Below are 20,622 nucleotides of genomic sequence, written 5' to 3' on the forward strand. Positions count from 1 at the left end.
CACCGTCGCCCAAGCTATGGCGCGTCGGCGACTTGCTGCAGGGATGACACGCGGCGCAAGCGCCTGCGCTGCGCGAAGGCAAGGCGACCTACGGCGGGATTTCGCTTTGATACCCTGCAGCTTGCTACGGGGAGCTTCATCCTTGTGATGACCATTCCCACCGAAAATCAGTTCCATAAGAAACAGAGCGGGGCGTTCTTAGTCCTGCAATAACACCGCATTCCAGAAAGAGTATAGATTTTATCATTCTGCACCCCGAGGATTAGGATTCCAGCGATAAATATCTCATTTGTTGATCCTCACTCAAAGAACCAGTTTCCCAGCCACATTGTTCTGGCATGTATTTGTGTTCTGACGCTGCTCATACGTGCTTGTGATTTCCTGTCTATGCCCACAAACCCGGCTGGGCGGGGCTTGTGGTGGGATAGATGTCAGATTTGATCGTAGCTACTTGAACTCACAGACCACTCACCCACTCCAGAACCGCCTGGTTCAGGAGTTCGTAGAAACGAGGGGAACCACCAAGGCCCTTGCGGCCAAAGAGAAAATTGATCTCGGAAAGAAGCGGTTCTGATTCCACATGGCTCCGGTCAAATAGGACATCAAAGGCAGCCAGGTTGATTCCTGTCTTTGAGCAAAAGTTTTCCACGCACCTTATCCCTTTTCTTGTCAGTTCGGGGTGAAGATCGTAGTTGATCACGGCCCCCCTGCCCACATTGTTTCGAAACTCCCCTGGTTTGTGCTGGCATCTCCAGTAGGCCTTCACGATCTTGCCGATGACCACCACGCGGAGGTCCCTTCCGCCATGAGCGACAAAGGCTTGAGCAATGAAACGCCTGGTGGCGTGAAGATACGTATCATCCAGGATCTCAAGCCGATCCATCAGCTCACGCTCGTTTCTGACCAAAAAAATCGCCCAGCCGCCGCCGCCTCGATCGCCCTTCAACACAAAGGGAAACGGCATGAGTGGTTCCTGGTTTTTGAAATGACGCGTAGTGAAGTCTTCTACCGATTCGTAGCAGACAGTTTCAGGGTGGGGGGCATGGAATCTTCGAAAGAGCCGGATATTTGCATGCTTTCCCTCAAATCCGAACCTGTGAGTGTAATTCGGAAAGATGTTAGGACTGCGGGCCTTGCAAAATTCGTACTGGTGAGACTTGATGTGCTGGGTGACGACAACTGCTCGGGCTGAAGCAATTGTCCTTGCTTCTTTTTCCGTGAAAAGGCCGGCCAGAGTCAGCCGAAGATTGACATCGCCCTTAACGCGCGGATGGAAGGACAGGATCATAAATCTCCAAAGCTTCTTGCTTATCCCGTCACTATCGCCTCGTCGTTTGCCCAAATCACCAGGCCTGTGGTGTAGGGCGTTTCCATCTTTTGACGACTCGGCATGATCCTGATGGTAAACCCGTATTTGCCCGTCTGCAGGCAGGGAATCTCTCCTTCAAAATGATGATTGCCATTGCCGTCAGAATCTACTGCTTTCATCTGTATGTTTTCTCTTTCCGTGAACTCATCCTCGAAGCTCAACGGTCCGAAATAGACGTCCACATCAACGTCATCGGGTTGGAGTTCATTCAGAAAAACATCGGCTCCTATCCTGAGGAGGCCGGACACCGGCACAGGGGCATGGTCGAGCACGTTCACCCGGTTGATCCGAATCTGATCCCAGCTAGTCAGGAGGTTCTGTCGCCACACGGCCAGGTCTTTAGTGCCCTTCATCTCATCCTTTGAAAGCTCCATGAAACGCTTCGAGGCGCTGACATAAAACCGATCTGAATACTCCTGAACCATTCGATGGCTGTTAAAAATCGGACAAAGATGACATATGGCCGCTTTCATTTTTTCCAGCCAGCCGCGGGGCAGATTATCCAAGCCCCGGTCATAAAACAGGGGTGTGATCTCACGTTCCAGTAGATTGAAAATGTCCCGACTCTCAACCTCATCCTGCAAGTCATGATCCTCATAGCTCTCTCCACGCCCGATGGCCCATCCGTAACTCTGGTCGTAGCCTTCGTCCCACCACCCGTCCAGGATGCTCAGGTTCAACACCCCGTTAGCTATAGCCTTCATGCCGCTCGTGCCGCAGGCTTCCATAGGCCTCCGGGGGGTGTTGAGCCACACATCACAGCCTGCAAGCATCATGCTAGCCACCTGAATATCGTAATCCTGAATGAACACGAACCTATGGCGAACTTCTTCTTCGTTTGCAAGGTGAATGATTTGCCTGATGAGCTCCTTGCCAGGGGCGTCATCGGGGTGGGCCTTGCCGGCCATAATGATCTGTACGGGTCGTTCGGAATCGGTCAGCAAGTTGATCAGCCGGTCTTCATCTTGCAGCATCAGGGCAGCCCGCTTGTACCGGGCAAAGCGACGGGCAAATCCGACGGTAAGTATCTCAGGGTTGAGCACTTGGGCTGCAGCGCTGAGTTCTCGGGCTGAGACGCCAGAGCTCTTGAGTTGGGTCTGCAACCTCCTTCTTGTAAAGGCGACCAGGCGCTCACGTCGCCTTTCATGGGTTCGCCACAGTTCCGAGTCGGGAATCTGCTCCACATGTTTCCACACCTTGTGGCTATCAGGATCTTCAACCCAGTTGGGGCCCAGGTATCGGTCAAGAAGTTCCGCCATGTCTCTCGATATCCACGAGGGAATGTGAATCCCATTAGTTATTGCGTGGATAGGAATATCTTCCACAGGATTCTTTGGCCAAATTTTCTGCCACATGTTGCGGGAGACCTTGGCATGTAGCCGGCTAACCCCGTTGGCATGGGCTGAGAGCCTCAAGGCCAGCACAGTCATACAAAAGGGCTCCTGATCGTTTGCAGGGTCCTGCCTGCCGAATCCCAAAAAGACCTTAAAGGCAATGCCAAGAGACTGCACATAGTCTCCAAAATAAGTGTGCATAAGATCTGGGGAAAACATGTCGTTTCCGGCCGGGACAGGCGTGTGGGTGGTAAAGGCATTTGTGGCAATTACGAACTCCCTTGCCGCATCAAAGGACAAGCCCTGCTCGTTTTTCAGGATGCGAATACGTTCCAGGGCAGAAAAGGCAGAGTGGCCTTCATTCATGTGATATGCGGAAGGTTCTATGCCCAGGGAGCGGAGGGCTTGAACGCCGCCAATACCCAGCACAATCTCCTGCCGGACCCGCATATCCAAGTCACCCCCATAGAGCCTGGAAGTGATGTAGCGATGTTCAGATCCGTTTCCCTTCAGGTTGGTATCGAGCAAGTACAGGGGAATCCGTCCCACCATGACGCGCCAAATCTGGATCTTGACTGACTCGCCTCGTATGGAGACCTCCACCGTGATCGGTTGGCCATGCTCATCCTTCATGAGAGTGATGGGCATGCTGGAAATATCGTTTTCAGGATAAGCTTCCTGCTGCCAGCCGTCGGCATTCAAGTATTGTTGGAAGAAACCCTCGTGGTAAAAAAGACCGACGCCCACTATGGGAAAATTCAGATCGCTGGCAGATTTAAGGTGATCACCGGCAAGGACACCCAAGCCCCCGGAGTAGATGCGTAAGCACGCGGCCAGACCGAATTCTGCCGAAAAATAGGCAACCTTAAATCCATCTGTGCCGTGAGCTTCGGAGAACGAGGGGGGGGCAGCAGAGAGATAACGTTCCAACTCCTCGTTGCAACGGTCCATCTGGGCCAAAAACCCCGCGTCCTCAGCTAATTCCCCTAACCGGTCCTGGCTAATGGCCCCTAGCATATAAACGGGATTGTGTCTGGAAAAATCCCAGAGATTTCCGTCCATGCGCCTGAAGAGATTGCCGATATCATGATGCCAGGTAAACCACAGATTGTGGGCGAGCTTCACTAGAGGCTGCAACCTATCTGGAAGTTTGGCAAGGACATTGTATCTGTAAATGGCCTTCATAAGCGGTCCTCTTTCTTGATAATGGCAGAAAGCTTGGCCTTCAGTTCAGAGAGGTCATATGACTTGACTACGTAATAGTCAGCGGCCACGGATTTGACGTCTTCTCTATAGGAATCGTAGGCTGTATTGAGAATAATCGGCAAATCCGGGTAGGTATTTCGCAGTTCCTGAAGCAGATCCAGTCCGTCACAATCTTCCATCCGGATATCCAGCACTACTGCAGACGGGCGGGCGGAAGCAATGAGTGCCAATACTTCCTTGCCCTCACCAGTTGTGATGACCTCGTAGCCTTCCTCGCCCAATTCCTCGGCACACAGTGCCCTAATGCTTTTTTCGTCATCAACAATTAGTATCTTGGCCATCCTGTCCCCCTTTCCTAACCCGGATAAACCGGAATTGAGAGATTTGAAATTGAGGAATTCAGGCCCGCCCGGACGCGACAGGAGTCCGAGAATGTCCCCGGAGGAATCCCCCGGTGTGGGCGGAAATCCATTAATTCCTAAATTCCTGCGATGTTTTCAAGCCGTCTAGGCGCAACCCCCAAATCCCTCAAATATTTCTGCCACAAAAAACACGAATTTCCAAGGGGCTAATCCGTTGCCAGAAGCACCCCTTCGATAAAAGGATCCAGGTTGCCATCTAACACATCGTTGACATTTCCCACCTCAAGCCCGATGCGATGATCCTTAACCATCTGGTACGGATGAAGCGTATACGATCTGATCTGGCTGCCCCAGGCAATGTCTCCCTTTTTCTGGTAGTCGGCCTGCCTTTCCGCGGCTCTTTTCTCTTCCTCGCGTTCGTACAACCGGGATCTTAGAACCTTCATGGCAATTGCTCTGTTTCGGTGCTGGGAAGATTCCTGCTGGCACTGCACCACAATACCCGTTGGCAGATGGATCAGGCGAACAGCAGAACTGGTCTTGTTAACATGCTGGCCGCCAGCCCCGCTGGCGCGGAATGTCTCAACGCGCAGATCATTTTCATCTATCTCAATGACTACTTCTTCATTGATCTCCGGATAGACCGAGACTGAAGCAAATGACGTATGTCTTTTTCTGTTGGTATCAAAGGGAGAGAGGCGCACCAGTCGATGAATTCCAACCTCGCCTTTGAGATACCCGTAGGCATAGAGGCCGTTGGCAATAAACGTCACGCTCTTGATTCCAGCCTCTTCCCCGGGCTGAAAATCCACGATTGTCGCACCGTATTTCTTCCGTTCGGCCCACCGAACATACATGCGAAAAAGCATCTCAGCCCAGTCCTGGGCATCGGTTCCTCCTGCACCCGCGTTGATGGAAACAATGGCATTGTTCTCATCATCCTTGCCGTGGAGCATCCGGGCAAGCGCCATCTGGTCAACAGACTCTCTCACAGCCTCAACCGTTGCCGACACTTCCCCAATAGCTGTTTTGTCATCCTCTTCTAATGCCAGGACCAGAAGAATTGCAGCATCTTCAAGTTCATGACCCAGCTTTTGCCAGCCAGTAACGGCTTCAGACAAAGCTGTTCTCTCCTTCAGAATCTCCTTTGTTTTTTCTGGCGCATCCCAAAACCCGTTTTTGGATATGACAGCTTCAATCTCACCAAGTCGTTCTTGTTTCTTATCTATGTCAAAGATAACCCCTAAGCTGCTCTAGTCTGTTCTGGAGAGATTCGATTTCGCCCTTTAGTTCTAGTGACATGATAATACCTCCTCTGATAAAATCGTTTCGCGATTTTATGAAATGCGGTTTTGCGGCTTCTGAATGAGAATTCCCATCCAGGCTGCCAGACCGACCAAAACACAGCCTATCGCAAAAAAACTGCCATAACGCACATACACGGTCTTTTCGTCCATCATCGGCAGTAAGCGTGTTCGAGCGGCCTCTTCGAACAACGGCGTTTGATCAAGAACCCTACCTACCGGATCGATGAAGGCGCTGATCCCTGTATTGGCTGCCCTGCCGACAGCTCGACGGGTTTCAACTGCCCGAAACACGATCATGGAAAGGTGCTGGTAAGGAGCGCTTGACGTGCCAAACCAGGCATCGTTTGTGATGTTGATCAGAAGTTGAGCGCCGTTTCGCACCATTGTCCGGGAAAGTTCGGCAAAAATGACCTCAAAGCAGATCAATACGCCCAGTTTTTGACCATTTAAGGAAAGCACCTGACCCTCCTTGCCCGGTTCAAAATTCCCGACAGCTTCCACGATCTTTCCCAGGAACGGGAAAAACCTTTTCAGTGGCACGTATTCCCCATAGGGCACCAGGTGCACCTTGTCATATTTGCCCAAGACGTCGCCAGTCGGACCAAGCAAGTAGGCGCTGTTATGATAGCAAACCCCTTGCCCCTCTGTGCGAAAAGAAGGGCTGCCCAGAACAAAACAGACTTTTGAGGTACGAACCAACTCCACGACCTGATTCGTAAGAGTCTCGTCGTACAAGAAGTAAAATGGAAGAGCAGTTTCCGGCCAAACCACTAAATCTGGATTGCTTTCCAATACTCCAAGAGATAGCCTCTCGTAGCGCTTCAGGGTTTCACCTTGAAACGACTCGACCCATTTCTTAGACTGGTCAATGTTGCCCTGAACCAGGGCCACAGCTCGTTTGGGCGCTGCTCCGGCAAGCCTTTCGACTTCCGGAATACGCCAATGGCCGTAAGAAATGAAACCGGTCATTACGACGCTTACGGCTAACACCGGCTTCCACGAAATGGTTCCTTTGTGACTGATTGCATTGCCTAATTCAAAGAGCGCGGTATTGACGGCCACGATTAGGGCTGACAATCCGTATACACCTAATATATCCGAAATCTGGATGAGTTGCAACCAGTTGTATTGCGAGTACCCCAGGTTTTCCCATGGAAAGCCTGACAGAACGAAGCCCCTGACATATTCAAGCCCTGCCCACAAGAAGGGGGCCGTCCACAGATACTTTGGCGAACGGCCTCTCAGTTGACTGGCAAACAAAGCAAAGACTGCAGGATAGAGACTCAGGTACATGGCAAGTAAGAGCAGTATGCTCCAGCACACCACAACAGGCAACCGGCCATAGGTTTCCATGACCCCTGCAATCCAGTACAGGAGGGTCACATAGTGAGCCAGACCCGTAAAAAATCCCAGCTTGAAGCTCTCGCGGGGAGACTTCGTTTTGATTGCACATAATAGGGGGACAAAGGCGATCCACGCCAGAAATCCCCAATCGATCTTCGGAAACGAGGCAGTGAGAAGCAGCCCTGAAGTTGCTGCCAGCATGGCATCGAACACAGAGACGCCAAAAATTCGTTTTCTTCTGAGCAAAGTTGTCATATTCGTAGGCGTTCACAGGTTCAGGGTTCACCGTTCAGGGTTACCTTTCTTTCGTTAGCCTTGCTCCTGGGACAGCTCAGATTTCGGTGAACCCATGAACCATTGAACCCGTGAACGGTTACTCATGTTCTGAATAGATACCTAACATAAATTTCGTTGATAACGGATCCAAAAGCATCTAGCATTTCACCATGGATATGGAAAGGACAGATTTGCCGAAGATACTTGTAATCCATCAAGGGGCGCTTGGAGACGTGGTCCTGAGCTTTCCTGCCCTTTCAGCCTTGAGACAAGAAAGGGGGGCGGCTTTGGCCCTTCTGTGCAACAATCAGATTGGCAAAATTGCCAAAAAGCTAAGAGTCGTGGACGCCCATTTCCCACTTGAAAGCGCCCGTTTCTGTCGGTTGTTTTCGTACGACTTGGGTCGTGAAATCAAAGATTTCATCAATCAATATGATACTGTTTTCTACATTGGTTTCTCAAAGGATCTGGAAAGTCACATCAAGCAGAATCATAGCGGGCAAACCTTTAGGGTGCCCCCTCGCCCCCCGGCAGGACACGAGACACATGTGGCCGCCCACATGATGACCCAAATGCAGGCCAGAGGGCTGTCGAAAAGCACTACAGATTTGGGACTATCCTCTTTGAACACGTCCTCAATGTTTTTCCAGAAGAAAAATCTGCCTCTGGAGCAAAAGAATCTGGTGATCATACATCCCGGCGCAGGGAGTCAAAGAAAACGCTGGCCTCTGGAGAACTTCATTGAATTTGCCTATGCTATGAGAGAGATGGATTTTGCAAAAGTGGTTTTTCTTATAGGTCCGTCAGAATTTGACCTTTTCTATGTTATTAAAAGCCGGGCACAAGGGCAATTTGAGGTACGTGGAGTCGAAGATCTCTCTACGGTGCTCTCTCTCACCAAGGCATGCAAGTGTTTCATCGGCAATGATTCAGGCCTGGCCCACCTTGCCGCTTTTGTGGGTGTTCCCACGGTGGCCCTTTTCGGTCCTTCCAACCCCAAGCGATGGGCGCCAGTGGGTCACGCCACAAAGGTTCTCAGGGGTGAAACAGCCTGTTCTCCCTGTTTTGAGGTAGCAAAGACAAACTGCGAAACCCCCCAATGTCTGGAGGGGGTGTCAGTGGAAATGGTAGTCGATGCTGTCAGAGAATTCGGGCTCATTTGAGAAGTTGCCTTGCAACATATTGTTATTTCTTACAATCCTGGTTGGAGGTTAGAGGTTGGAGGCAAGAAATCCGTGACCGCAGTTCCTTTTGCTCTAACCTCAAGCAAAGCGGTCATCAAACCTCCAACACCTACACGAATCGGGTCATAGAATCCCATGACCGTACTAACCGAGAATCCAGACAAAGATAATCTACTGGACAAATTCCTGGGCTCGGCCTTAGGGACCTTTGTTGGGGACGCCCTGGGCGAGCCTGTCGAGGGGTGGCCGCGCAGTGCGATCTATGGTCAATTTGGCCTCCTTGACAGCATGATCGGGGGAGAAGGACGCTACACGGATGATACCCAGATGATGATTGGGATACTGGAAACACTGGCAGAGAAAAGGGGCTTCGATCCCGCGATATGTGCCAGGAGATTTCGAGAAAACTTCGATCCCTGGCGTGGCTATGGCCGACGCATTTTCGGCGTGATGGAAAGAATCAGGCAGGGGATGCCCTGGGACCAGGTGGGCACAGACAGTTTCGGCAATGGCGCTGCCATGAGAATCGCCCCCATTGGTTGTCTTTACTACAGTGACTTGGAGGCCCTTAGAGAAAACGCCATCCTCAGCGCCCGCATCACCCACAAGCACCCGGAGGGACTGGCCGGCGCTGTGGCACAGGCCACGGCCGTGGGGCTTGCCCTTCAATGCGGCCTCTCAAATGAGCCTTTAGAGCCGCAAGACTTCTTGGATAGAATTTCGGCCCAAGTGATTGATATGGACAAGGGGTTTGCTGAATCCGTCGATCGAATCAAATCGATCGCAAAAGGTCCTATGCTTGAGGTGATTGAGGCCATTTCGGGTCAATATCGACTGGATCTTAGGGCTATTGAGTCCGTACCCGCAGCTATCGGGGCCTTTGCTTTGACCGATACCTTTCGGGAAGCGGTCGTCCTTGCCGTAAACCTGGGCAGGGATACGGACACCCTTGGCGCCATGGCAGGCGCTATTGCCGGCGCCTTTTACGGGTACGGCCGGATTCCGGAAGAATGGCTAAACTCCCTTGAAAACGGAACCAAAGGGCGGGATTATGTGATGAAGTGCGTAAGGCAGATGATCTTATAACATTTGTCAGGTTACATTTCCAACCGCCTGAATTCGCAACAACTACAATTATCCGTTGATTTCTTTTTGGTTTCCCTGATAATGAAGTGATTGTAGACTCCGAAAACATCATCTTAGTTCCTTGATTCTGAAATTCGTGCTTGTTGGGGCAGAATGTTCTTGTCGACCTAATCAATTTACAGAAAAGTCAAAATGTTAAACTCGAAATCCGAAGCACGTGCTTCGTGCTTCGGATTTCCGGTTTATCCGGGTTAGGATGAAGGCCTGTTGAACAATATGAAGCCCAAAATTGTGATCAAGAAAGAAGTTCTGTGCGCAGTTATCGCAAACTTAGTCTATGTCATAGCCGTTTTCTGCTCCGGGGCTTCAGCGAGTAACAACGGGGACCCAAGGCCCGCGGGCAAATCGAAACTGGACGTCCTTTTCGTTGTGGATAACTCGGGAAGCATGAAAAAAAACGATCCCGAGTTTATTATCAGAGAAGTTGTAACGAACTTCTTGAATGGTCTTACGGGTGAATCACGGATTGGAATGGTCATTTTTGACCAAGACGCCAGGCTTGTCGTTCCGCTTACCGATAGAGCGGCTTCTCAAGCCAGTGGATTATTTGTCAAAGGCCTCGATAAGGTGAATTATGCCGGGCAGTTCACGAACAGCCCGGCAGGCATAGAAAGGGCCATCTATGAACTCAAGGTGAACGGCAGAAACGAAGCCAAAAAAGTGATCATTTTCCTGACTGACGGCATAGTAGATACTGGAGACAAGCGCCAGGATATTGAAAGGGAAAAATGGCTGCGTGAGGATTTGGCAAGAGAGAGCAAAAAAGCAGGCATACGGATTTGTGGAATCGCATTCACGGAAAAGGCTGATGTCCATCTCATTCAGACATTGGCGCTTGAGACGGATGGAGAGTATTTCAGAGCGTACAGAGCTGCCGAGATCCCTGGTATCTTCACAAAAATTGATGAGATCATCAACAAACCATCAGTAAAAACGGTGCCCTTGACGTCACCTTCAACCGAAACGCCTACGCCTGCATCGCCGGATATTACGCCAATTCCGCCGCCTGCCGCGGAATACCGGCCGGCTCCGTGGAAAAGCTATTTGTCACTACTTACCGTCATTGTTGCTTGCGTTTTGTTGGGAATAATGATCCTTCTCAAATTCTTCAAAAAGACCAGAATGCCGCTGGAACCCAGGGCAGATGATCGTAGGCGAAGCCGGCCTTTCCCGCCAAGTCAACCGATGCCAGAGGCCAAGTTGATCGATCTAAAGGAAGTCAGCTCTAAGGGATCTCTGCCTTTTGTCCTGAACAAAGACAGGATAAGCATTGGACGCGATTTAGGCAACGATATTGTCGTTGCGCAAGAAACAGTCTCAAGCTTTCATGCAACAATCGAATATGGTGACGGCTATTTCTATTTGGAAGATCACAGGAGCACGAATGGAACTTTCTTAAATAACAAAAGAATCGATCAGAACAAACCTGTCAAGTTGAAAAGCGGTGATAGAGTATGTTTTGCTGCATATGAATTCAAATTCTTGATGGTAGATCATGATCCGGTTGGCGAAACAGTAATGCTCGGAAGCTCCTCTTTGCCGATTAGAACAGACCACATCCTCGAAACGCAGTCCACCAGGGAGGAAGTTAATGATTCAATTATTTTCAAGGACTGCCTCGGTAAACATCTTGATCGGATCCGTGCCCTCGGCAGTACGTATGAGTCTTTTGTTAATCAATACATTCACCATGACATAATCGATATTCTGGCTGGCATGGCAAAGGAAGCAATGAGTCTTACGCAAGCCGACCTTGATGAACATCGCGCCACCTTGGCAAAGCCACCAGTTCTTTATCAGCTTTGCACTCTGCCCGTGGAAATAGAACATGCAAGAACCTGGTTTTCTCAAAAGCACGGGGGTTACGTAAAATTCATAAATAATTCATTTAGCTCTAAACATTTCACAACGCCCGGATGCACTGTTTTATGCCTTATCACATACGGGCGGACAACAGATGCCTGGATCAGCATCACTATCGTTCCTGCAGTGGATGACCCCGATCCAGTTGAGATTATGTCGGTCGAGTTCCTGTCCGAAGAAGAGAAGCGCACACTATCACTGGATTTTGGCGAGTTGGGCCGCATAATATAGCTGGTGATCATCAGAGAACTCCCTGAATCGTCTCCCCTTCGAGTTTTCTAGTGGAACTCCCTGTAATTTCGTGTCGTTGCCTGAATTCATATCGAGAGTCAGAAAATTTTCATTGAAACAATTTCTGCCGGTGATACAAGGACACCACCATGATTGCGATTATCGATTATGAGGCAGGCAACCTGAAGAGCGTGGAACGTGCCGTGAAGCGCTTGGGCTTTGCCTGTCGCGTGACGCAACGTCGGGAAGAGATCCTGGAGAGCGAAAGGGTTATTTTCCCGGGTGTGGGGGCGGCAGGAAAGGCCATGGCTGATCTGACACATCTCGGTTTGGATAAAGTGTTGAAAGAGGAGTTCCAGGCCAATAAACCGTTCCTGGGGATTTGCCTGGGGGCCCAAGTTATTCTGGAAAAGAGCCAAGAAAACAAGGCCCGGTGTTTGGGCCTTATCAGGGGAGAGGTCGTGCAATTTTCTCAGCCCCTTTTATCTGAAAAAAAAGAGCGCCTTAAAATACCACATATGGGGTGGAACGGTGTCCTTTTACTGAAGAAACATCCTGTCATGGAAGGAATTACAGCGGCTGATGAATTCTACTTTGTGCACGCCTACTATCCCACGCCTGCATCTGATAACCATGTGATCGGGACTACAGACTACGGCATAAAGTTCCCATCTGTTATCGGTTATAAGAACCTGATTGCCATGCAGTTCCATCCGGAAAAAAGCGGCACTGCCGGATTGAGGATCCTGGAGAACTTTTGCAACTGGGATGGTGGCTATGCTCAGTAAAAGGATAATACCCTGTCTTGACGTGAGGGATGGGAAGACCACCAAGGGCATAAAGTTCAAGGAAAACCTGGATATTGGCGATCCTGTGGAGATGGCCAGGTACTACTATGAGCAGGGAGCTGATGAGATAGTTTTTTACGACATCACGGCTTCAAGCGATAGGCGCGACATTATGATAGAGGTGGTGCGCCGCGTGGCTGAAGAGATCTTTATCCCCTTCTCTGTGGGTGGAGGCATCAGGACCATTGAGGATATGCGTAATGTGCTTCTGGCCGGGGCAGAAAAGGTTAGTGTGAACACGGCTGCGGTCAAGAATCCTGAGATCATCTTAGAGGGGGCCAAGGCTTTCGGGAGCCAGTGTATCGTCCTCGGGATGGACGTCAAAAAGGTGGAACCATCTGAGAAGATACCGTCAGGCTATGAGATAGTCATCCACGGCGGCAGAACTCACATGGGCATTGACGCCCTGGCCTGGGCCAGGGAGGGAGAAAAGCTGGGGGCAGGAGAAATATGCCTGAATTCAATTGATGCAGATGGCTCTCAGCAAGGCTATGAAATGATCTTGACCCCCCTTATATCCGAAAACGTGAGCATTCCGGTGATTGCATCGGGTGGCGCAGGCAACATCAATCATATGTATGATGTCCTCACTAACGGCAAGGCCGATGCCGCCCTTGTGGCCTCTATCGTTCACTATGGGACATACACGATCAGGCAGATCAAGGACGACCTTAACGCGCGGGGCGTCAAGGTCCGTATGCGCTGGTAGAATGAAGGCATTATTGGCCCTGGAAGATGGAACAGTGTTTTGCGGCAACGCCTTTGCCGGCGAGGGAGAGGCATGGGGCGAGGTTGTCTTTAACACGAGCATGACAGGCTACCAGGAGGTCCTCACAGACCCTTCATACAACGGACAGATCGTCACAATGACCTATCCCCTCATCGGCAACTATGGGATCAATTCCGAAGATATTGAATCAGAAAAGGTGCGGGTTGAGGGGCTTGTTGTTCGAGAGTATGAACCCGTGCCAAGCAATTGGCGATCTGAACAGACCCTGGCCGACTACTTGAACAAAGAAGGGATAATCGGCATTGAAGGGATCGATACCCGTGCTCTGACGCGCCATATCAGACTGTCAGGGGCGATGAAGGGAGTCATTTCAACAAAAGATCTCAACCCTGATTCCCTGGTGGAAAAAGCCAGGGCCTCTCGTGGATTAGTCGGTCTGGATCTGGTCAAGGAGGTCACTTGTGACAAGCCCTACGCGTGGCCGCAGGACAAAGAGGCACGCTTTAAGGTGGTCACACTCGATTGCGGCATGAAGTTCAACATAGCCCAAAGCCTGGCAGAAAAGGGCTGTCAGGTAATGGTTGTGCCTGCTCACATTAGTGCGGAGGAAATCAGGGCCATGAACCCTGATGGCATCCTTATCTCCAATGGCCCCGGAGACCCTGAACCCATCACCTATTCGGTCGATACAATCAGAAGCCTGATACCGGACTATCCCATCTTTGGCATCTGCCTGGGCCACCAACTCCTGGGACTCGCCTTTGGCGGCAAGACCTACAAGCTGAAATTCGGTCACCGCGGGGCGAACCATCCGGTAATAAATCTTTTGACGGGCAAAGTGGAAATCACCGCTCAGAACCACGGTTTTTGTGTAGATATTGAATCGATCAAAGATCCGGAAATTGAGATCACCCACATCAATCTGAACGATCAAACACTCGAGGGTATGAGGCATCGGACCCTGCCCATCTTCTCTGTGCAGTACCATCCTGAGGCTTCTCCCGGCCCTCATGATGCAAGCTACTTGTTTGATGATTTCATTGACCTGATGCAAAGGAAAGGGAAGGCGCACACGTGATACTAATCATTGACTTTGGTTCCCAGTATAACCAGCTCATTGCCAGGCGGGTCCGTGAGCACCATGTCTACTGCCAGATTGAATCTCCCCGGATCGGCCTTGCCGGGATTGAAGCACTCTCCCCCGAAGGAATTATCCTTTCCGGAGGACCTGCAAGTATCTATAAAAAAAACAGTCCCAGGGTCGATCCCGGCATTTTTGACCTGGGTATCCCGATCCTCGGCATCTGTTACGGGATGCAGTATATGGTCGATGCCCTGGGAGGCGAAGTCAAGCAGGCTGAAAAAAGAGAATATGGCCTTGTCGAACTCCACATAAAAAAAGCCACGGGCGTTTTCTGTGAAATCGAAAAAAAGACCGAATGCTGGATGAGCCATGGAGACACCATTGCAAAGGTGCCGAGGGGTTTTAAAATCACGGCGTCAACGTCCAATACCAGAGTGGCGGCCGCGGAAAATGTTGCAAAGAACTTTCACGGACTTCAGTTTCACCCCGAAGTTGTCCATACACCAAAGGGGAAAAGGATGCTCAGGAATTTCCTTTTTGGAATCTGTGGCTGCAGCAAGACCTGGACAATGAAAGCTTTCATCAAGGAGTCTGTCCGGGATCTAAGGTCACACGTTGGAGACAAGAGGGTAATCCTGGGACTAAGCGGCGGGGTGGATTCCTCTGTCACAGCTATCCTCCTCCACGAGGCTATCGGCAAGCAGCTAACGTGCATCTTTGTGGATAACGGCCTTTTAAGAGAGGGCGAGGCAGAACAAATCAAGGGACTTTTCAGAAAACACTTCAAGGTGAATCTGAAATTTGTCAGCGCCAGAAGGCAGTTTCTAAAGGAGTTGAAAGGCGTTTCAGACCCTGAAAAAAAACGAAAGATTATTGGTCGTATTTTTATAGAGGCCTTTGAGAAGGAGGCTGACAAGCTCCCAGGAGTGGAATTTCTCGCCCAAGGAACCCTTTATCCTGACCTCATCGAATCCAGGTCGGCCTTTGGAGGTCCGAGTGCGGTGATCAAATCACACCATAACGTAGGGGGGCTCCCAAGAAAAATGAAGCTCAAACTGATTGAACCCTTGAAGCACCTTTTCAAGGATGAAGTGCGAGTGCTCGGGAAAGAGCTGGGGCTCCCTGAAAATCTCGTTTGGAGACAACCGTTCCCGGGACCGGGTCTGGCTATTCGAATTATCAGTGACGTTACCCAGGCAAGACTTTCCATCTTGCGGAAGGTGGATGTAATACTCCTTGAGGAGATCAGAACAATGGGCCTCTACAAAAAGCTGTGGCAGTCCTTTGCAGTGCTTCTTCCCCTAAAAAGCGTGGGCATCATGGGAGATCAAAGGACTTATGAACACATCGTTGCCATTCGGGCCGTTACCAGCACCGACGCCATGACCGCTGACTGGGCTAAGCTTCCTCATTCTTTGCTCGGCAGGATCTCCAATCGCATCATCAACGAGGTGAGGGGCGTCAATCGCGTGGTCTATGACATTAGCTCCAAACCACCGAGTACGATTGAGTGGGAGTAGCGGGTGCCAAAAAGAACCGACATATCAAAGGTCATGATTATCGGCTCCGGGCCGATCATAATCAGCCAGGCCTGCGAGTTTGACTACTCGGGGACCCAGGCGTGTAAGGCCTTAAAGGAAGAGGGTTATGAGATTGTGCTCATAAACAGCAATCCGGCCACCATCATGACCGATCCCGAAATGGCAGATCACACCTACATCGAACCGATCACGCCGGAGATGGTCGCAATGATCATCGATAAAGAAAGGCCCCAGGCCATTCTCCCGACACTGGGCGGGCAAACAGGTCTGAACACGGCAGTCCAGGTGGCTGATATGGGGGTGCTGGAGAAGTTCAATGTGGAGATGATCGGGGCCTCGGTTGAGGTCATCAAGAAGGCTGAGGACCGGGACCTGTTCCGGGCGGCTATGGAGAACATTGGACTCCGCGTGCCCAAAAGCGCAATCGCCCGCGACATCGAGAGCGCCCTTGAGAGCGCAGAACGTGTCGGTTATCCGATTATCGTTCGGCCGAGCTTCACATTGGGTGGCACCGGCGGCGGTGTGGCTTACAATCCCGAGGACCTTGAAAAGTGGACGGCCTGGGGGCTCGATGCCAGTCTGATTCATCAGATCATGCTTGAAGAATCCGTAATCGGCTGGAAGGAATTCGAACTGGAGGTCATGCGGGACGGAAACGACAACGTGGTGATCATCTGCTCTATTGAAAACCTGGACCCCATGGGCATCCATACTGGAGATAGTGTCACCGTGGCGCCGGCTCAGACTTTGAGTGACAAAGAATATCAGGCAATGCGTGATGCCTCCATCGCGGTGATCCGGGAAATCGGTGTGGAAACAGGAGGGTCCAACATTCAGTTTGCCGTCAATCCGGGAGACGGCGAGATGGTCGTGATTGAGATGAATCCGAGGGTTTCCAGAAGCTCCGCACTTGCCTCCAAGGCCACGGGCTTTCCCATTGCCAAGATGGCTGCCAAGTTGGCCGTGGGCTATTCCCTGGACGAACTCCCAAATGATATCACCGGAGAAACAGTGGCCTCCTTTGAGCCGAGCATTGACTATTGCGTGGTGAAAATCCCGCGGTGGACGTTTGAAAAATTTCCTGAAACCGAAGATTATCTTACGACATCCATGCGATCCGTGGGAGAGACCATGGCCATTGGCCGAACGTTTAAGGAAGCTCTTCAGAAAGGCTTGCGTTCTCTGGAGATAGGACGATTCGGTCTTGGGGCAGACGGCAAAGGGCGAACGGCTCAGGAGGTAAACGTCCCTTCGCTTGAACAAATCAGGCAAAAGCTCATTAACCCTAACTCCGGGCGTCTCTTCTATATCCGATACGGTATCAAGGCCGGAATGGATGTTGAGACTATCCAGGATCTCACCGGCATAGACCCATGGTTCCTGCGCCAGATGGCCCGGGTCATCGACTTTGAGGAAGATATTTTACAGGCCGGCCATCCATTGGATGAAGACGTTTTGAGAAAGGGCAAGGCCCTTGGATTCTCCGATGTGCAGCTCGCCCACCTCGTCAAAGGGGATGAGGATAAGATCCGAGCCTTACGAAACGATCTTGGCGTCCAGCCTGTCTACAAGCTGGTAGACACCTGTGCGGCCGAATTCGAGGCCCGCACGCCATATTATTACTCCACCTACGAACAGGAGAGCGAGGCCCGTGTTTCCAGCAAATGTAAGGTCATGATCCTGGGTGGCGGGCCGAATCGTATCGGACAAGGGATTGAATTCGATTATTGCTGCGTACAGGCCTGCTTTGCCCTGAAGGAAGAGGGCGTTGAGAGCATCATGGTCAACAGTAACCCCGAAACGGTGAGCACCGACTATGACACCTCTGACAAGCTCTACTTTGAACCCCTTACAAAAGAAGACGTCCTGAATATTGTGGAAACCGAAGAGCCTTCGGGGATCATTGTGCAATTCGGCGGTCAAACACCGCTTAATCTCTCGGCTCCCCTTGCCGAAGCCGGCGCGTCTATCCTCGGCACGGCAACCAAAAGCATTGCCCTGGCAGAAGACAGAGAACTTTTCAAAAATGTCCTGAAAAAACTGGGGTTGAGACAGCCCGAGAACGGCACGGCCATGAGTGTGACAGAGGCGGCAAGCGTGGCAGAGACCATCGGATATCCCATCATCGTTCGGCCATCCTATGTTCTTGGTGGACGCGCCATGCAGATTGTTTATGATAGATCCTCTCTGGAGTTTTTTACTCGCAAGGCCCGGCTGGCTTCTCCCGATCACCCGATCCTCATTGACAAATTCCTTGAAGATGCTATCGAAATCGATGTGGACGCCATTTCTGATGGAAAGACCACAGTGATCGGCGGGATCATGGAACACATTGAAGAGGCGGGCGTCCACTCCGGCGACAGCGCCTGTGTGCTTCCGCCTCAAGGCCTGCCGCCTTTTCTTTTGGAAGAGATCAAGGCGCATACCAGCGCTCTGGCAAGGGAACTCGAAGTGGTCGGCTTGCTAAACATCCAGTTTGCCATCAAAGACCAAGAGATTTTTGTGCTGGAAGTCAATCCCAGGGCATCGCGAACCATTCCCTTTGTATGCAAGGCCACAGGTGTGCCGCTCGCCAAACTGGCTACAAAGGTCATGCTGGGACGAACCTTGAAAGATTTGGGGTTTACACGCGAGGTCGAACCCGATCACATTTCGGTCAAGGAGGCCGTGTTCCCCTTTGATCGATTTCCTGGGGTTGACGTGGCGCTCGGTCCTGAAATGAAATCCACGGGTGAGGTCATGGGCATAGATACTGACTTTGGCAGGGCTTTTGCCAAGTCCCAACTGGCTGCCGGGCAGGATTTACCCACTGAAGGGACCGTATTTCTCAGTGTGAGGGATGGAGACAAGGACGCGGTCCATCCCGTTGCGCATCAACTGCATGAAATGGGGTTTGGTTTCATTGCGACCCGGGGCACCTGTCGTCTGTTGAAAGATGCCGGCATTCCAAGCAGGCAGGTCAAAAAGATCGCCGAGGGACGTCCCAATGTGCTTGATCATATAAAGAACAGCGACATCCAGTTGGTCATTAACACACCTTCAGGCAAAAAGAGTGCGGGAGGTTCCCGCTTGATTCGGCGGACAGTCCTGAGGTACGGCATCCCCTATGCCACCACGCTTGCCGGCGCCTGCGCCATGGCAATGGGCATTGAAGCAATGAAGAAGAAAGGCCTTACGGTGCGATCCCTGCAGGGGTTTCATGGTGGAACGAATGCGGAATGCGGATTTGTAGAAGAAGGTGAAACGAATAGCCGGCAGCGAGTAACGAGTAGGCAGTAGGCAGTAGGCAGTGATTTTGAATTTCGGAATGTGGCTGGTTTTATTTCCTTGACTTTAGGCACTCGATTATTGACCAATGACTAATGAAAGAGTCAATATTCAATCATCAATGACCATCGACCATCGACCAAAAGAAGCATGCGGTGTCTTTGGCGTGTTCGGACACGATGATGCCGCAAAGTTGACCTATTTTGGACTCTATGCCCTCCAGCACCGTGGACAGGAAAGCGCCGGTATTGTGACCTCAACCGGCAAATCGATCCACGAACACAAGGGGATGGGCCTCGTGCCTGAAGTTTTCAATGAACCAGTTTTAGACGGACTCCACGGCCACATAGGCATTGGGCATGTTAGATACTCAACGACCGGTTCTTCCGTTCTCAAAAATGCCCAGCCCTTCGTGGTTTCGCATGCCGGCAAAACCCTTGCCATTGCCCACAACGGGAACCTAACCAATGCCAAAAGGCTGAGGGGAAGTCTTGAAAACAGCGGTTCTATCTTTCAGGCCACTATGGACAGCGAAATCATCATTCACCTGCTGGCGCGGCATATGCAAGGAGGTATGAAAGAAGCCATCGTAAAGGCAGTGTCTGAGATTAGAGGGGCGTATTGTTGTGTCTTGATGACCGAAAACAGCCTCATTGCTTTCAGAGACCCCAACGGGTTCCGGCCGCTCTGTCTCGGAATGCTCGACGGGGGCTACATTGTCACGTCTGAGACGTGCGCCCTGGATCTGATAGATGCTCAGTATATCAGGGATATTGATCCAGGCGAGATACTCTTTATAGGAAAAGATGGCCTTGAATCGATCAAGCCTTTTGCTCAAAGCAAACCGACTTTCTGCATCTTTGAGTACATCTATTTTGCCAGACCGGACAGCAATATTTTCGGGCAGAACGTGTATGCAGTGAGAAAGCGCCTTGGCAGAAACGTGGCCCGAGAGTATCCCCTTGAGGCCGACTTTGCCATGCCCTTTCCCGACTCCGGTAACTATGCGGCCATTGGCTTCTGTCATGAGTCCGGGATCCCGATGGAGATGGGGGTCATTCGGAACCATTACGTGGGAAGGACTTTTATTGAGCCTGCACAATCCATGCGGGACTTTGGGGTCAAAGTCAAACTCAACCCGGTACGAGATATCCTGAACCAGAAGCGTGTCATCATTGTCGAAGACTCTATCATTCGGGGCACCACGAGCAAGATGCGCATCAAGGCCCTGCGGGCGGCAGGGGCCAAGGAGGTGCATATGGTAGTGAGTTGTCCACCTCACCGTCACCCCTGCTACTACGGAATCGACTTTCCAACCAAGGCGGAACTGATCGCCTGCCAGCACTCTGTGGACGAGGTGAAAACCTTTATCGGGCTGGATAGCCTGTGCTATCTGAGCCTGCCGGGTATGCTTGAGGCTACCGGACTTGAAGAGAACAGCTTTTGTTTGGCCTGTTTTGATGGTAAGTATCCCATCGAGCCGGAAGACAACGTTTCAAAATTGTGCCTCGAATACTGACAGTATAGCCG

General features: G+C 51.1%; 15 protein-coding genes. 10 read left to right on the forward strand and 5 right to left on the reverse strand.

Features of this window, described 5'->3' with window-relative positions; genetic code table 11:
- Positions 1-213 (forward strand): hypothetical protein (locus JW883_00025; protein ID MBN1840656.1); only part of this gene is annotated, 213 nt, incomplete at its 5' end.
- Positions 214-457: 244 nt separating this feature from the next.
- Here the strand turns inward: JW883_00025 and JW883_00030 are convergent.
- The 5 genes from JW883_00030 to lnt form a co-directional block, all read right to left on the reverse strand.
- On the reverse strand, positions 458-1,288 hold the full coding sequence (locus tag JW883_00030; GenBank protein ID MBN1840657.1) for a hypothetical protein: 831 nt from the start codon (positions 1,286-1,288) through the stop codon (positions 458-460).
- A 20-nt stretch (positions 1,289-1,308) separates the two neighbouring features.
- Complete coding sequence (glgP, locus tag JW883_00035) at positions 1,309-3,888, reverse strand: alpha-glucan family phosphorylase (GenBank protein MBN1840658.1); 2,580 nt, start codon at positions 3,886-3,888, stop codon at positions 1,309-1,311.
- On the reverse strand, positions 3,885-4,250 hold the full coding sequence (locus JW883_00040) for a response regulator (protein ID MBN1840659.1): 366 nt from the start codon (positions 4,248-4,250) through the stop codon (positions 3,885-3,887). Before JW883_00040 ends, glgP begins: the two co-directional genes overlap by 4 nt.
- 227 nt (positions 4,251-4,477) lie before the next feature.
- Positions 4,478-5,573, reverse strand: a protein-coding gene (gene prfB, locus JW883_00045) for a peptide chain release factor 2 (GenBank protein MBN1840660.1) whose coding sequence is annotated in 2 segments (ribosomal slippage) — positions 4,478-5,503 and positions 5,505-5,573 — 1,095 coding nt in all. Because the reading frame shifts where the segments join, the coding sequence is not laid out codon by codon here.
- A gap of 35 nt (positions 5,574-5,608) precedes the next feature.
- Positions 5,609-7,177: an apolipoprotein N-acyltransferase gene (lnt, locus tag JW883_00050; protein ID MBN1840661.1), complete on the reverse strand. Its 1,569-nt coding sequence runs from the start codon at positions 7,175-7,177 to the stop codon at positions 5,609-5,611.
- Positions 7,178-7,389: 212 nt separating this feature from the next.
- Between lnt and JW883_00055 the strand changes: the two genes are divergently transcribed.
- The 9 genes from JW883_00055 (at position 7,390) to JW883_00095 (ending at position 20,611) form a co-directional block, all read left to right on the forward strand.
- On the forward strand, positions 7,390-8,361 hold the full coding sequence (locus JW883_00055; GenBank protein MBN1840662.1) for a glycosyltransferase family 9 protein: 972 nt from the start codon (positions 7,390-7,392) through the stop codon (positions 8,359-8,361).
- 156 nt (positions 8,362-8,517) lie between these two features.
- Positions 8,518-9,468: an ADP-ribosylglycohydrolase family protein gene (locus tag JW883_00060; GenBank protein MBN1840663.1), complete on the forward strand. Its 951-nt coding sequence runs from the start codon at positions 8,518-8,520 to the stop codon at positions 9,466-9,468.
- A 276-nt stretch (positions 9,469-9,744) separates the two neighbouring features.
- The gene (locus JW883_00065; GenBank protein ID MBN1840664.1) at positions 9,745-11,622 is read left to right on the forward strand and encodes an FHA domain-containing protein; all 1,878 of its coding nucleotides are present in this window, start codon (positions 9,745-9,747) and stop codon (positions 11,620-11,622) included.
- 149 nt (positions 11,623-11,771) lie between these two features.
- Entirely contained in the window at positions 11,772-12,410 is a 639-nt protein-coding gene (hisH, locus tag JW883_00070) for an imidazole glycerol phosphate synthase subunit HisH (GenBank protein MBN1840665.1), read from the forward strand.
- The gene (gene hisF / locus JW883_00075) at positions 12,400-13,179 is read left to right on the forward strand and encodes an imidazole glycerol phosphate synthase subunit HisF (protein ID MBN1840666.1); all 780 of its coding nucleotides are present in this window, start codon (positions 12,400-12,402) and stop codon (positions 13,177-13,179) included. Before hisH ends, hisF begins: the two co-directional genes overlap by 11 nt.
- Position 13,180: 1 nt before the next feature.
- On the forward strand, positions 13,181-14,278 hold the full coding sequence (gene carA, locus JW883_00080; GenBank protein MBN1840667.1) for a glutamine-hydrolyzing carbamoyl-phosphate synthase small subunit: 1,098 nt from the start codon (positions 13,181-13,183) through the stop codon (positions 14,276-14,278).
- Positions 14,275-15,804, forward strand: coding sequence for a glutamine-hydrolyzing GMP synthase (gene guaA / locus JW883_00085; protein ID MBN1840668.1), 1,530 nt, complete (start codon positions 14,275-14,277; stop codon positions 15,802-15,804). Before carA ends, guaA begins: the two co-directional genes overlap by 4 nt.
- Positions 15,805-15,807: 3 nt before the next feature.
- Positions 15,808-19,104 carry a carbamoyl-phosphate synthase large subunit gene (gene carB / locus JW883_00090; protein MBN1840669.1) on the forward strand — a complete coding sequence of 1,099 codons (3,297 nt, stop codon included), beginning with the start codon at positions 15,808-15,810 and terminating at the stop codon, positions 19,102-19,104.
- 109 nt (positions 19,105-19,213) lie between these two features.
- On the forward strand, positions 19,214-20,611 hold the full coding sequence (locus JW883_00095; protein ID MBN1840670.1) for an amidophosphoribosyltransferase: 1,398 nt from the start codon (positions 19,214-19,216) through the stop codon (positions 20,609-20,611).
- The last annotated feature ends 11 nt before the right edge of the window (positions 20,612-20,622 follow it).

This window comes from Deltaproteobacteria bacterium, from assembly GCA_016930875.1.
In the GTDB taxonomy this organism is placed as follows: Bacteria; Desulfobacterota; Desulfobacteria; order Desulfobacterales.